The organism is Roseofilum sp. KMC-1, from assembly GCF_057802075.1.
On record NZ_CM173605.1, the window covers coordinates 2,852,697 to 2,866,004 of the forward strand.

General features: G+C 46.0%; 10 protein-coding genes and 1 pseudogene. 4 read left to right on the forward strand and 7 right to left on the reverse strand.

Annotated features, from left to right (window positions below; all coding sequences use genetic code 11):
* Positions 1 to 27: 27 nt before the first annotated feature.
* The 4 genes and pseudogenes from AC3FZD_RS13390 to AC3FZD_RS13405 form a co-directional block, all read right to left on the reverse strand.
* Positions 28 to 1,107, reverse strand: a complete 1,080-nt coding sequence (locus tag AC3FZD_RS13390) for a CobW family GTP-binding protein (protein ID WP_488736513.1) — start codon at positions 1,105 to 1,107, stop codon at positions 28 to 30.
* A gap of 72 nt (positions 1,108 to 1,179) precedes the next feature.
* On the reverse strand, positions 1,180 to 1,584 hold the full coding sequence (locus tag AC3FZD_RS13395; protein ID WP_488736514.1) for a type II toxin-antitoxin system VapC family toxin: 405 nt from the start codon (positions 1,582 to 1,584) through the stop codon (positions 1,180 to 1,182).
* Complete coding sequence (locus AC3FZD_RS13400; RefSeq protein WP_488736515.1) at positions 1,584 to 1,826, reverse strand: hypothetical protein; 243 nt, start codon at positions 1,824 to 1,826, stop codon at positions 1,584 to 1,586. The genes AC3FZD_RS13395 and AC3FZD_RS13400 overlap by 1 nt, the downstream gene beginning before the upstream one ends.
* A gap of 12 nt (positions 1,827 to 1,838) precedes the next feature.
* A pseudogene (locus AC3FZD_RS13405) lies at positions 1,839 to 1,982 on the reverse strand (type II toxin-antitoxin system Phd/YefM family antitoxin); the annotation flags it as partial.
* 234 nt (positions 1,983 to 2,216) lie between these two features.
* Here AC3FZD_RS13405 and pheT point away from each other — a divergent pair.
* Positions 2,217 to 4,844, forward strand: a complete 2,628-nt coding sequence (gene pheT / locus AC3FZD_RS13410; RefSeq protein WP_488736516.1) for a phenylalanine--tRNA ligase subunit beta — start codon at positions 2,217 to 2,219, stop codon at positions 4,842 to 4,844.
* Between the two features lie 182 nt (positions 4,845 to 5,026).
* Here pheT and AC3FZD_RS13415 read toward each other — a convergent pair whose 3' ends face one another.
* Positions 5,027 to 5,959 (reverse strand): glycerophosphodiester phosphodiesterase family protein, encoded by a 933-nt coding sequence (locus tag AC3FZD_RS13415; RefSeq protein WP_488736517.1) that lies wholly within the window; start codon positions 5,957 to 5,959, stop codon positions 5,027 to 5,029.
* Between the two features lie 77 nt (positions 5,960 to 6,036).
* Positions 6,037 to 6,948 carry an alpha/beta fold hydrolase gene (locus AC3FZD_RS13420; RefSeq protein ID WP_488736518.1) on the reverse strand — a complete coding sequence of 304 codons (912 nt, stop codon included), beginning with the start codon at positions 6,946 to 6,948 and terminating at the stop codon, positions 6,037 to 6,039.
* 40 nt (positions 6,949 to 6,988) lie between these two features.
* Between AC3FZD_RS13420 and AC3FZD_RS13425 the strand changes: the two genes are divergently transcribed.
* Positions 6,989 to 7,963 (forward strand): Rpn family recombination-promoting nuclease/putative transposase, encoded by a 975-nt coding sequence (locus AC3FZD_RS13425; protein ID WP_488736519.1) that lies wholly within the window; start codon positions 6,989 to 6,991, stop codon positions 7,961 to 7,963.
* A 78-nt stretch (positions 7,964 to 8,041) separates the two neighbouring features.
* Positions 8,042 to 9,244, forward strand: coding sequence for a glutathione S-transferase family protein (locus tag AC3FZD_RS13430; protein ID WP_488736520.1), 1,203 nt, complete (start codon positions 8,042 to 8,044; stop codon positions 9,242 to 9,244).
* Positions 9,245 to 9,316: 72 nt separating this feature from the next.
* On the opposite strand, the gene AC3FZD_RS13435 is transcribed toward AC3FZD_RS13430, so the two are convergent.
* Positions 9,317 to 12,016, reverse strand: a complete 2,700-nt coding sequence (locus tag AC3FZD_RS13435; protein WP_488736521.1) for an efflux RND transporter permease subunit — start codon at positions 12,014 to 12,016, stop codon at positions 9,317 to 9,319.
* Between the two features lie 329 nt (positions 12,017 to 12,345).
* Between AC3FZD_RS13435 and AC3FZD_RS13440 the strand changes: the two genes are divergently transcribed.
* Positions 12,346 to 13,275 (forward strand): alpha/beta hydrolase family protein, encoded by a 930-nt coding sequence (locus AC3FZD_RS13440; RefSeq protein WP_488736522.1) that lies wholly within the window; start codon positions 12,346 to 12,348, stop codon positions 13,273 to 13,275.
* Positions 13,276 to 13,308: the final 33 nt, after the last annotated feature.

The following is a 13,308-nucleotide window of genomic DNA, read 5'->3' on the forward strand; positions in this document are numbered from 1 at the left end:
TGAAAGGTGTGGACTAAATGGAAAAAATCAGCTAACCAGGAACTCAGTAGCTTCACAGAGGGCGAGTTGGCGACGAATATCCTCGCTGTCGATCTGCCGCCCAATGACGACAAGCTGGTTACTAGGGGTGGCATTATCCCAGTCTTCAGCAGTGAGGGTACAGCGTTTGCCACAGAGCTGAAAGATATGTTTGTGGGGACTTTGGGTAAACCAGAGCAAACCCTTAGCCCGAAATATGTTGGAGGGTAAGGTATCGAGGAATTCTTCAAATTTCCGTAGGGAGAAGGGGCGATCGCTGCAATAGGAAACCGATACAAACCCATCGTTATCCAAATGATCGGAGTGATGGTGATGATGTTCATGATCGTGATGGTCATGACTATGATCGTGATGGTGGGGATCGTCGCGATCACTCTGGGTTTTTTCAATCTCTTCCTGGACGAGATCGGCATAGGATTCTGGGTTGTTATATCCCACATCCAAAATTACGGGCAGAGGCACTTGCCCATTTTGGCAGCGTATCATGCGCGCCTTTTCTTTTATTGCTCGAATATGACCTTCGAGTTCCTCGACTTTTTTAACTTCAACTAAGTCGGTTTTATTGAGCAGAATAATGTCCCCATAAGCAATTTGTTTCAGGGCCGCTTGGCTATCAAAATGCTCTGGGGTAAATTCAGACGCATCCACTAAGGTTATCACTGAGTCTAAATGGGTCATATCTCGTAACTCAGTACCCAGAAAGGTCAGCATAATGGGCAGGGGATCGGCTATACCGGTGGTTTCAATCACCATATAGTCAATGCGATCACTGTTTTCTAAGACGTTGTAAACGGCCTGCACCAAGTCATCATTAATCGTGCAGCAAATGCAGCCATTGCTCAGTTGCACCATCTCTTCATCGATAGACACCAGGAGTTGACTATCGATATCAATGTCGCCAAATTCGTTCACCAGTACGGCGACTTTCAAATCCTGACGATTGCTGAGAATTTGATTGACTAGGGTGGTTTTGCCGCTTCCTAAGAAACCGGTGATGATGGTGACTGGCATCCCTCGCTTGGGAATCTCAATTGAGGATCGATTGATGTCGCTGGATGTAAGGGTCATAAATAAAAAATGATAATCATTCTCACAAATAGAATGATACCACAAACATCAAGTCAAGGATCGACCCATTCCCTACGCTTGTCGCCAATTCTCTGTTTTCAGACCTACAACGCGATTGAATTCTCGTTGGTTAGCAGTAATCACAATCAGGTCATGTTCTAGTGCAGTAGCAGCAATCAAGACATCATAAGCACCAATGGGCTGTCCTTGAGATTTGAGTATGGCACGAATTTGAGCTGCTTTTTCAGCTTCGGCAGTTGTGAAAGGGAGAATGGTTACAGAAGAGAGAAAACTGAGAATGATGGGTTGAATTTTTTTAGCCCGTTGTGGATTGAGGGCTAAACCATAGTTGAGTTCCATCACTGTAATTGAGGAAACAGCGATGTTAACTGGGGCAGTTTGCTTGATTCTGCTTTGAGTACCCGGTTCACCTTTGATGAAGTCACTAATAGTACAGGTATCAAGAAGATATTGCATCAAAAGATTTCCTGCTCGCGAGGGGGAAGCAGTTCATCCCGATAGGACTCGAAAGCGGGAAAATCAGGGACTCCTTGATAAGACAAGATCGCCTCTGGCCATTGGTAAGCTGAAATGGGTGGCGCTTGCATTGTGTGGCGTAATACTTGCAGAATTAAGGTCGATAGGGAAATATTAGATTGCTCCGCTTGACGGATGAGGTCTTGTTCCAGGTCTGGCGGTAAGTTGATGGTAATTTGCATCGATAATTTTCCTCAATCATTTAAAATGTCCCTAATTGTTGATTCATCAATACAATCGTCTACGGGAGTTTGTCCACCTTCTTTAATGGATTGAGACATTCCTGGTATAGATTGTAAATACAGAGTTTCTTGAATCGCATTCCACTCTGTTTCACTAATCACAGATGACTTCTCTATTTTAGTCTAACTCGACAGACCGTTGGGTGTATGCGAAGTTTTCAGATCATCCTGGTTGGAATACCCAATCGAGTTGCAAATAATCCTAGCTGGAGATGCTCCGATCCTTATTGCTGGCTGCAACATCTACGTGCCCATCTTGGCAAAGGGGCCGGTAGGAGCGCAAAATAAACAAAGGATTGAGAGAGATTTTTAGAGAACAAACCCCCATCCATGCGTATCTCACTGAACTGGCTGCAAGAACTCGTCGATATCACCCTGTCTGCCGATGAATTAGCTCATACTTTGACCATGGCAGGCTTTGAAGTAGAAGACATTGAAGACCGCCGCACTTGGGCTGACGGAGTAGTGGTTGGTGAAATTATGGAAGCTGCGCCCCATCCCAATGCCAATAAGCTGCAAGTTTGCCAAGTCAATGTTGGTGCTGCCGAACCCCTCAATATTGTCTGTGGAGCCTCCAATGCTCGCGCAGGTATTCGCGTACCGGTAGCGGTGGTGGGAACCCATTTGAGCAAAATTGATTTAAAAATTAAACCAGCGAAACTGCGGGGGGTAAAGTCTCAAGGCATGATTTGCTCCCTGTCGGAATTGGGATTAGAAAAAGAATCAGAAGGGATTCATATTTTTACCCAAGAAGGCTTAACCCTGGGGGCTGATGTGCGTCCCCTGCTGGGTTTGGATGATGTAATTTTGGATCTAACTTCGACAGCAAACCGTGCGGATGCCTTGAGTTTAGTGGGTATTGCTAGGGAAGTGGCGGCGCTCACAGGTGCGGCTCTGAAATTGCCCAATCTGGAGTCATTCAATCCCCCAGGGCAGAATGGAAAGGTGGTGGTGAAGCTCGATGAACAGCGCGGCAAGGGAAAGAATGATAGCTTTTACCCCTGTCCAGTGTATATCGGTACGGTGATTGAAGGACTGAAACTGATGCCGTCTCCGGCTTGGCTACAGCAGCGCTTGGTGGCTTCAGGGGTGCGTCCGATTAATAATGTGGTGGATATTACGAATTATGTGTTGCTGGAATGGGGGCAACCGCTCCATGCGTTTGATTACGATCGCCTCTTAACCCTTACGGGCACAGAATCAGTCACGGTTGGGGTACGCTTTGCCCACAAGGGGGAAACCCTGGTAACCCTCGATGGGCAATCTCGCGATCTCAGTTCTGCGGCTAAGTCGGAGACTCTGGTGATTACAGCAAATGACCAACCGGTAGCCCTGGCGGGGGTAATGGGGGGAGAAGCCACGGAAGTTCATGAGCAAACGACACGCATTTTACTCGAAGCTGCCCTCTTTACTCCCATCGTCACTCGCCGTTCTGCTCGCTCCCAAGGACTGCGAACGGAGGCTTCGGCGCGGTATGAGCGCGGGGTAAATCCGGCGGAGTTGGAAGTGGCAGCAGCGCGAGCGATTCAACTGTTGCAAGAGTTGGCAGATGGGGCAGTCGTCGCGGGGGATGTGGCGGATTTTCGACCCGATACCCGCACCGGAGGAAAGCAAATTTCTCTCCGTTTCGATCGCGTTAAACAGGTGCTAGGTTCCCCATTAGCCAATCCCGGAGATCCCGATGCCCAACCAGTGGAAGGGGAGCTTTTAGGGGAGGATGTGGAGCGGATTTTAACCGCTTTGGGTTGTACCCTGGAACGACAAGAACGCTCCCTGAGCGGAGTCGAAGGGAGCGCAGTCGAAGGGAGCGCTCCCACTTGGCTAGTCACTATTCCACCCTATCGCTATCGAGATTTAGAGCGGGAAATCGATCTCATTGAAGAAGTGGCTCGCTTGTATGGCTATGATAATTTCTGTGAAACCCTACCCGCTCAATCGGAACCGGGATATCTACCGGCTGATGAGTGGATTGTGCGGCAGTTGCGGGAAGCTCTGCGAGGGGTGGGATTAACGGAGGTGATGCATTATTCCTATGGGTTGAGCCATCTGCGCCAGGAGAGTTTGCTTTCGGCTGATTCGACTCAGGTGGCAATCTCCAATCCCCTGTTTACGGAATATTCCACCCTACGCACCGAGTTATTATCGAGTTTGATTCTGGCATTTCAGTACAATTTACAACAAGGTAATGGCCCTCTGAATGGGTTTGAAATTGGCCGAGTCTTTTGGCGTGAGGAAGATGGACTCATGGAAGCGGATTCTGTAGCCGGTATCATTAGTGCTTCTAGTGTGGGCAATTGGATTCGCGGAGGCAAACCGGCAACCCTAAGCTGGTATGAAGCCAAAGGACTTTTAGAAGCGGTGTTTGAGCGCGTGGGGTTATCCACACCCGGAGGTATTTTACCCGGTTCGGGGAGTCCCGAAAACCAAGTAGAGTATCAACCACATCAACAGGATAAGCGCTTTCACCCAGGGCGCACGGCTTCCTTATGGTTACAAGGGGAGCGGTTAGGAACCTTTGGGCAACTCCATCCCCAGTTGTGTCAGGAGTTAGAGATACCGGATGAGGTGTATGGATTTGAACTGGATTTAGATGTGATTTTAGCGGCACTGGAACAGGATGAAAAGCTGCAACCAATTTATAAGGGATATTCGACGTATCCGGGAAGCGATCGCGATTTAGCCTTCTTTGCCGATCGCCAAATTTCCGTCGCTGAGATTGAGAAAGTGATGGTGAAAGCAGCAGCGAAGGGACAACCGAAAGGCTCTTCGTTATTAGAATCGGTGGAAGTTTTCGATCAGTATCAAGGGGAAAATGTGCCCGAAGGACAGCGCTCTTTAGCCTTTCGTCTGGTTTATCGAGCAGGCGATCGCACGTTAGCAGATGCTGATGTGGAACCCATCCATCAACAGGTGCGGGATGCTTTAGTGGAGAAATTTAGCGTCACCCTCAGAAGTTGATCGGGTTTTTAGGTATCGTAGGGGTGGGTTTGAAACCCACCCCTACAATAGACCAATCAAAATTCTATCAATCTTAATCCAATCAACTGTAAAGCCAGCCATTCGGCGATCGCCTCCGTACCCAGTCCATAACTGAACATGGGAAGAATAGCTTGTAATATGGTGTCTAACCGCACTTGATATCACGATCGATCACCATCTGGAAAATCGGTAATTAAACTATCAATGCCTAAATTCATAAATGCAAGCATTTCTTTCTGCCAATCCCCAGAAAAATCGGGTAAAACAAACTGAGATTCACGGCGAAAAGTCCAGACATTCACTGTTAAATTGAGATCGTGACATTGGTTCACTAAATCTTGTCTACCCTTTGACCAAAGCAGTTCTTTATGTAATCCTAGACCACTGGCATATTGGGCGATTTGGGTTAATTGGGGTAAACTCAGTAACTCCTGATAGGTTACTGGATCTCCTTTGATCATGCGATCGTAGGGTCGATCTTCTGCTTGTGCCATCAGTTGAATGAGACGCAAACCGGTTAAAGAGCGCAAATAGTGCAAGCTCTCAATTTCAAACGATAGAATTAAAATCGGATCGAGGGAAAATTCATATCCTTTGTTTTTAAGTAATTCAATTAACCGCTCTTCAATGGGTAAGCCGAGGCTGCGAAAATAATGGGAATGCTTGATTTCTATATAGAGAGTGATGGGACGCTGGAGTTTTTGTTGGGTGACTTCTTGCCATTGCAAAACTTCGGAGAGGGTTAAAATCGGATATTGAAAATCATAATCAGAGGAGCGAAAACTGAAGGGTTCTTTGGCTCGTAAGGTTTTGATTTCGGCGAGGGTTAAGTCTTCGGTAAACCAACCTTCTAGCGTTTGCCCATAGAGAGTTTTAGGGGTTCGATAATGGGATAATTCTGGATGGGTGAGGATATCTGTAGTTTGGCTTAATTCGGAGTCATGGCGTACCACTAGCTTGCCGTCTTTAGTGGGGACAATATCTAATTCTATAGCCTCTGCACCTTGGGCGATCGCCAACTCATAAGCCGCTAAGGTATGCTCAGGGCGATATCCGCTTGCTCCCCGATGGGCAATAATCGCTGGTTTTGACATTGTACAAACTCCCTACCCATTTTTGATTTTTTAGGCTGTCGCCAACCTGATAAATTTTAATTTTTAATTTTTAATTTTTAATTTTTAATTGATACAATCCACTGTAACAGCGCTCGATTCACCTCTTGCGGTTGTTCATCATAAACACAATGCCCTGCTGCTTCAATCTCCACCAACTGAGCCTGGGAATTTTGGGCTACAAGCTCACGAGCTAGGTGAATTGAAAAAATGGGGTCTTGTTTGCCCCAAACCAGCAAGACGGGCATTTTTAGCTGGGGAAACACACGCCCCACATGGGGGGTATACTCCCGATTGTTTTTCGACAGGAAGAGGCGACAGAGAACATCTACCGCTCCCGGATCTTGAGGGGGAGTAGCGATACTTTCCACGAGCTGCTCATCGACGAGATCTTTATTCACATAAACCGAGCGCAACCCTTGACGCACAAAGGGAATCAATAAAGGGGGATAAAACAGGAGACGAAACAGGGGAACCAGCAAAAACCGGGGAGTGAGTAACCCTTCTAGGGAAGCGAGGTTAGCTTGTACTTGAGATTGAAACAGCTCTTCACGGGAAGGGGGAACGGTGAACAATACTAACCCTTGTACCATCTCTGGATAAGTATCGGCGATCGCCAGCGCCACCGAACCCCCCAAAGAATGTCCCGCCAAAATCACCGGGCGCTTAATCCAAGTGCGCCAAAATTCATACACCTGAGCCATCCATAACGGCGAACCATAGCGCTCTGGAGCCTTTTGCGACATCCCAAAACCCAGGAGATCCAAAGCATAAACCGAATGAAACTCGCTCAGGGGTTTGAGGTTATAGCGCCATTGGGCCAAACTAGAGCCAAACCCATGTAACAATAAAATCGGGATCGCCTCTAAGCGCGATAAACTGCGAATATAGGTATAGCGGATACGCCATCCTCGCCAGATCCAAGTCCGTTGTGCCCCTATCGATTTATGAGTAGATTGAAGATTCATCATCTGGATCATCCTCCCTATTTTCCTTGGCTCTGTTCAACTCATGTCCGAAACCATTGACCACGATCGCTTATTTAAAGAACTCCTCTCCACCTTTTTCGTAGAATTCCTGCAACTCTTCTTCCCTCAAGTCATCAACTATATTGATACCCAATCAATTATTTTACTCGACAAAGAAGTATTTACCGATGTCACCGAAGGCGAAAAACACGAAAGCGACTTAATCGCCCAAGTCAAATTTCGTGGTAAACCCTCTTATTTTCTCATTCATATAGAAGCACAAGCGAGTTCCCAAAAAGACTTTGAGCGACGCATGTTTGTTTATTTTGCCCGCTTACATGAAAAATTCGCCTTACCCGTTTATCCCATCGTCCTCTTCTCCTATGATACCCCTCTCAAGGAAGCCAAAAATCAATACAAAGTCACCTTTCCTGACTTGAGTGTTTTAGAATTTAAGTATCAAGTCGTGCAACTCAATCGCCTCAATTGGCGAGACTTCCTCAATCAACCCAACCCCATCGCTTCTGCATTGATGGCTAAAATGAGAATAGACCCTCAAGACAGACCCAAAGTCAAAGCCCAATGTTTAAGATTATTAACCACATTGAAGCTAGATCCAGCCCGGATGCAGTTAATTTCAGGATTTGTGGACACCTATCTCAAGCTGAATCGTTCAGAAGAGATACAATTTGAACAGGAAATTAGCACATTCACTCAACCCGAACAGGAGTCAAGTATGGAAATTATCACAAGTTGGATGGAAAAAGGCATTGAGCGAGGCATTGAGCGAGGCATCGAGCGAGGCATCGAGCGAGGCATTGAGCGAGGCATTGAGCGAGGATTGATTCGAGAAAAAGAATTAATTATCCGTCAAATTAAGCGTAAATTAGGCGGAATTGAGTCGGAACTGGAAACCCAAATTAAAGCTCTCGATATTGAGCGCGTAGAGGCTTTGGGAGAAGCTTTACTGGACTTTAATTCCGTTGAAGATTTAACGGACTGGTTCAATCAAATCTAGGGGGATGGCTCAGGAGATTCCTTATTAAAGGATACAATATAAAAAGTATACAATATGCCGTTTAATTGAATTGTCTCTATGGTTGCCCTAAGCTGGACAGAACTGGAAACCCTGACTGATTTTACGATCGATCGGGTGAATGGCCCCACCAATGCCCAATCCAATTTACGCCTATTTGGTCATTCAGAAGCCGATGTGCGGGTGACCCTCTATCGAGATCATCATGGTTGGTGTCCCTATTGTCAAAAGGTATGGTTATGGTTAGAGGAAAAACAGATTCCTTACCGTATCCGGAAGGTGACAATGTTCTGTTATGGGACGAAGGAAAAATGGTACAAGGAAAAGGTGCGATCGGGGATGCTACCGGCGATCGAGTTGGATGGCCGGTTAATTACGGAAAGTGATGATATTTTAATCGCTCTAGAACGAGAGTTTGGCCCCCTGAATGGTGTAGGAATGCAGGATGCTGAGGTGATTCCTCTGCGGAGACTAGAGCGACTGCTGTTTCGCGCTTGGTGTGGTTGGTTGTGCTATCCGACGCGCTCTCCCCGTGACGATGAACGACAAAAAGAAAAGTTTACCCCTGTGGTTGCTGATGTAGAAAAGGCTCTGAGCAGTACCCCCGGCTCCTATTTTCTCCAGGATTTTGGCATAGTGGATATCATTTTCACGCCCTATGTTGAGCGTATGAATGCCAGTTTGTACTACTACAAAGGGTATAGTTTACGAACGGAAAATCCCCATTTTTCCGATTGGTTTGATGCCATGGAAACCCGGCTGACGTATCGAGGAACTCAAAGTGATTTTCATACTCATGCCCATGATTTACCGCCGCAAATGGGGGGCTGTTATGCCAATAATGAACCTGAAACTCAAGAGAATCAGAAACGGGTGGATGAGGGGCCTTGGTTGGGTCTGCCTGATGTGACCTATCCGGAACCGGAAACGTCCCGGAAAGAAGCTCTGCACCGGGTGCTGAAGCATCGTCAGAATATTATTCGAGTTAATCCGACGGAGGATCGGATGTTGGATGAGGCGCTACGTTGTGCGTTAACCTATTTGATGACGGGAGAAGTTTGTACCCCGCCTTCTGGCTCAGATTTTGGGTTGCGTTATCTGCGCGATCGCATTAGTGTCCCTAGGGATATGTCCATTTATGCGGCGAAACGGTTACGGGAAGCTCTGGAAACGACAGCCGCTCTAGTGGGCGATCGCCAGGGAACTCCTATTTCAGTTCGCGATCGCCGGGATCAAGACCCCGCCAATTTTATCAGCAGTTAATGATAGGTTAGAGTCCCATACATTCGCCTGTATGGGGGGAATGGGGGAATGGGCTGATAGATTAATCTCCCCCTATCTTTTTGTAGTACCATTCCCCATTTTAAAAATTCCTTTCCAGCTATCTTCGAGCAAGGTATACAAAACGGGGACAACAATTAAACTTAATAAGGTAGAAGTGAATAAACCCCCCATAATGGCTACTGCCATGGGTTGCCGCAATTCTGCCCCTGCACCGAATCCAAGGGCAAGGGGCAGCATTCCTAGTAGGGTCGATCCGGTGGTCATTAAAATGGGTCTTAGGCGCACTTTTCCGGTTTCTAATAAGGCAGTATGGCGGTCAATTCCTTTCTGGCGTAATTGGTTAGCATAGTCCATTAAAAGCAAGGCATTTTTATCTAAGAGTCCTAGGAGAAAGATTAATCCTAAGAGGGAAATCATACCAAAATCACTTTGGGTGATGAGTAGGGCTAACATGGCTCCGACAATGGATAGGGGGAGACATAAACCGACAACGATTGGTTCTTCTAGACGACCAAATAAGAGCCAAAGTAATAAGAGCATGGAGACAATAGAGAAGACTAAGGTTGTGCCAAAGCTGCCAAACACTTCGCTACTTGATGCTCCTTCGCCACCGATAATCAGATGGATCGTTTTGGGAAGGATGTTATCAGCAATTTGAGTGATTTTATCGCTGATATTGCCGATCGCCGCTCCATCGGTTAAATTGGCACTCAAGAGAATCACCCGCTCTCCCTGGTAGCGATCGATGCGCGTGGGCAGATCTGCTGATTGATTCACTCCGGTTTCGGTAACCTCTAAATCGGCTAATCCGGGCAGTTGGGCTAACTGCTGCTGAAACTCTTGCCCGACTTGGGTTAGGAGCGCTAAATCATCTCCTGCTAACATCACTTGCACGGGTTTTTGATCTACAGTATCTACAAATTGGATCGTTTCGACGCTGATGGTAACCCTAGGGATTTTCGGTAGCTTATCCCGTAGGAATTGCTGCATTTCTAATGTGGTTAACTGGCGATCGCCTTTTAAGATCACCCGCATCTGTCCCTTATGCGCTTCTCCCCGTAACCCCATGATGGTATAGACTTTTTCCACATCGGGAAGATTCAAAACCACCTCTTCTAACTCTTCCGCCACATTGCGAGACTTGCGTAAGAGGATACTTTCGGGAGATTTAACCAGATTGGCTAACCAACTAAACGATCCCTGATTTTCAGCCGTTTCCATAGCAGGAGGAGGGCTAAATTTCGGCAATTCTGATGTATAGACAATGTTAAACTCTCCGCGATCGAGTTGAGGGATAAAACCTTTGGGAATAAAAGGAATGAGGGCAATCCCGGCGATGAAACTCAAGAGAGCAATTCCCATCACAATCCATCGGTGATGTAAACACCATTCCAGCAGGGAACCATAGGCGCTAGAGACCCCATATTGGCGTGCAGGCTTTTGTTTTAAGGTTTTTTGCCGTTTGAGCCAATCCACGGCTAAAATTGGCGTGAGGGTGCGAGCTACGAGCAAAGAGGCAATCACGGCGGCAGAAATGGTTAAGCCAAAGGGTTTGAAAAATTGCCCCACTGTGCCACCCATGAAGGCAACGGGGAGAAAAACTGCGACAATGGTAAGGGTAGAGGCAGATACGGTTAAGCCAATTTCATTGGTGGCGGCGATCGCGGCTTTTAAGGGAGATTTGCCTAATTCTACATGGCGGATAATATTTTCGACTTCCACAATGGCATCATCAACAATAATGCCAATTACCAAGGCTAACGCCAACAGAGTAATGGTTTCCAAATTAAACCTATAGATCGCCATTACCATGAAGGTTGCAAATAGAGACATGGGAATAGCTAAAGCCGCGATCAGGGTGGCAGGGATATTCCAGAGAAAAACAAAAATCACCAATACGGCTAAGGCGATCGCCAAAAATAAAGCATCAATTGTCGATTGAGTGGCTTCTTCAATATATTCTGCATCGGTGTCAGCTAAAACGAACTGTAAATCCTGATGATGCTCCTGTAGTTGAGAGACTTGATCCTCGATCCGATGTACCAGATCTAAGGTATTTGCATCGCTCCGTTTGACTACACTTAAAGCGAGGGCATTTTCCCCATTAAACCTGACTAAGGTAGGCGGATGTTGGGCAGCCAAAACCTCGTTTAACTGGGCATCTGGCGGTGTTTCTCGGTTTCGATCTAAGCCATCTCCCAGTAGATCCACCCGTAACACCCCCTCAACAGCCGATAATGGGGGGACAAACGAGGATACAGCAATCTCCCGTAGCTCTTCCAAAGAAAGCCTCTCGCTGATGATGGCATAACTGATCGCGCTGGACTCATTCAAATTTAGAGAAATGACCTTAAATTCGGTATCTTGGGGTAGAGATACCTGGTTTAAGTCTGCTTCTAATTGGGGGGCGATCGCTTCCAAATTTACCCCCACTTCAAAAATGCCACTGACTACCGTTTGTCCGGGATAGACTAAAGAGCGACTATGGTTTAATCCCGGTAGATCCTGAAGTTGTTCTTCTATGGGTTCAGTCAGTTGAGATTCTACCTCTAAGGCAGTAGACAAGGGAGCAGAAGCATGAACCACCACCACCGGAAAGGTAATATCGGGAAATAGGGCATATTTGAGGGAACTAAAGGCTAAAATCCCCGCCACTACTGTAGCGATCCAAAATCCCAGGGTGATTCTGGGGGCGGCGATCGCCCAACGGGAAATATTGAATTGCTGCCGCCATTTGTTCTTACTTTTCATCCTTTTGGAGGATTTCCTTTGGGTGTTATCCATTGTAATCTAGAATCATCAAATCAGCATTATACTCTTATCTCACTCACCCATAGCCAGTACAGTTATCTATTCTAAAGAATCAACGGTTTTATCGGACTCTATTGCAAAGGAGAAAAAGCAACAAACTACATCAGGTGATTATCGGCTTATTTTAACTGCATAAATTCAATAACTTTCCCACATTTTTAATTAATATAATCTTGTACATCTTGACAAAAAAATGATTTTATGTTAGCGTAATTACTGAGGCAAGATATTGTACAACACATCTCAAGAAGAGCAATTACTTAAACAGTATGAACGCACAAAACATTCCTGAAGAAAAACTCAATATCGTCAAATACCTGGCTGAATTTGCCGTTCGTCCAATGTTCCGAACTCCTGTTCATAAGAAACCAGATGAATATGGAATTACTGATTACGAGGATATCTTCTTTCCCTCTGCTGATGGCGTTCCTCTTGAAGGTTGGTTGATTCGTTCTAAGGGATCGAATAAATTAATTATTGCCAATCATCCCATGCCCATGAGTCGCTCAGGATTCACTGGTCACTGGGGTCAACCTTGGAGTAACGTTGATGATATCGAGATTGATTTTGTTAAAGCCTATGTTCATTTAGTTAAGGCTGGATACAATGTCTTAGCCTATGACTTACGCAATCATGGAAACAGTGGCTCTGCTAATGGTGGCATCTGTGGTATTGGACGCTATGAATGGAGAGATTGTGTCGGAGCCAAGCAATATGTTGATTCCCACCCTGAACTGCAAAACATGACAGTTGGTTTACTCAGTCGTTGTACAGGTGCAAATGCCCAATATGAGGCCATTCATCGGCAGCCAGAATTATTTGAAAATGTGAAGTGTATGATGAGTCCTTTACCCGTTTCTATGACGGCGTTAATGACTTCCTTTGCTAAACTCCAAGGCGTAGAAGAGTACATGGATATCATGGACTTTGAGCAAGTCAAGCTTGGTGGTTTTAAAAATAGTGAAATGACTCCTCATCTCTTTGCTCCTTCGGTGAAAATGCCGGTTTTTATGACTCAGGTACTCAATGACTTATGGACAGATAATCCTAAAGATGGTCAAACCACGTTTGACTTATTAGGATCTGAAGAAAAAGAGCTGTTCTGGATTGAGGGAACAACCCGGCGTTTTGATGGTTATAACTATTTTGGTAACTATCCTGAAAAAATGATCGCCTGGTTTGATAAATACATGAAATAAGACCAAATCTAATGGCCGATTCTGCCAGATAAA

What these genes read in the sequence shown, in the direction of transcription:
- AC3FZD_RS13395 (WP_488736514.1), bottom strand. Translation starts at nt 1,584, where the DNA reads ATGCAATATCTTCTTGATACCTGTACTATTAGTGACTTCATCAAAGGT.
- AC3FZD_RS13440 (WP_488736522.1), top strand. Translation starts at nt 12,346, where the DNA reads ATGAACGCACAAAACATTCCTGAAGAAAAACTCAATATCGTCAAATAC.
- AC3FZD_RS13435 (WP_488736521.1), bottom strand. Translation starts at nt 12,016, where the DNA reads ATGAAAAGTAAGAACAAATGGCGGCAGCAATTCAATATTTCCCGTTGG.
- AC3FZD_RS13425 (WP_488736519.1), top strand. Translation starts at nt 6,989, where the DNA reads ATGTCCGAAACCATTGACCACGATCGCTTATTTAAAGAACTCCTCTCC.
- AC3FZD_RS13420 (WP_488736518.1), bottom strand. Translation starts at nt 6,948, where the DNA reads ATGATGAATCTTCAATCTACTCATAAATCGATAGGGGCACAACGGACT.
- pheT (WP_488736516.1), top strand. Translation starts at nt 2,217, where the DNA reads ATGCGTATCTCACTGAACTGGCTGCAAGAACTCGTCGATATCACCCTG.
- AC3FZD_RS13390 (WP_488736513.1), bottom strand. Translation starts at nt 1,107, where the DNA reads ATGACCCTTACATCCAGCGACATCAATCGATCCTCAATTGAGATTCCC.
- AC3FZD_RS13415 (WP_488736517.1), bottom strand. Translation starts at nt 5,959, where the DNA reads ATGTCAAAACCAGCGATTATTGCCCATCGGGGAGCAAGCGGATATCGC.
- AC3FZD_RS13430 (WP_488736520.1), top strand. Translation starts at nt 8,042, where the DNA reads ATGGTTGCCCTAAGCTGGACAGAACTGGAAACCCTGACTGATTTTACG.
- AC3FZD_RS13400 (WP_488736515.1), bottom strand. Translation starts at nt 1,826, where the DNA reads ATGCAAATTACCATCAACTTACCGCCAGACCTGGAACAAGACCTCATC.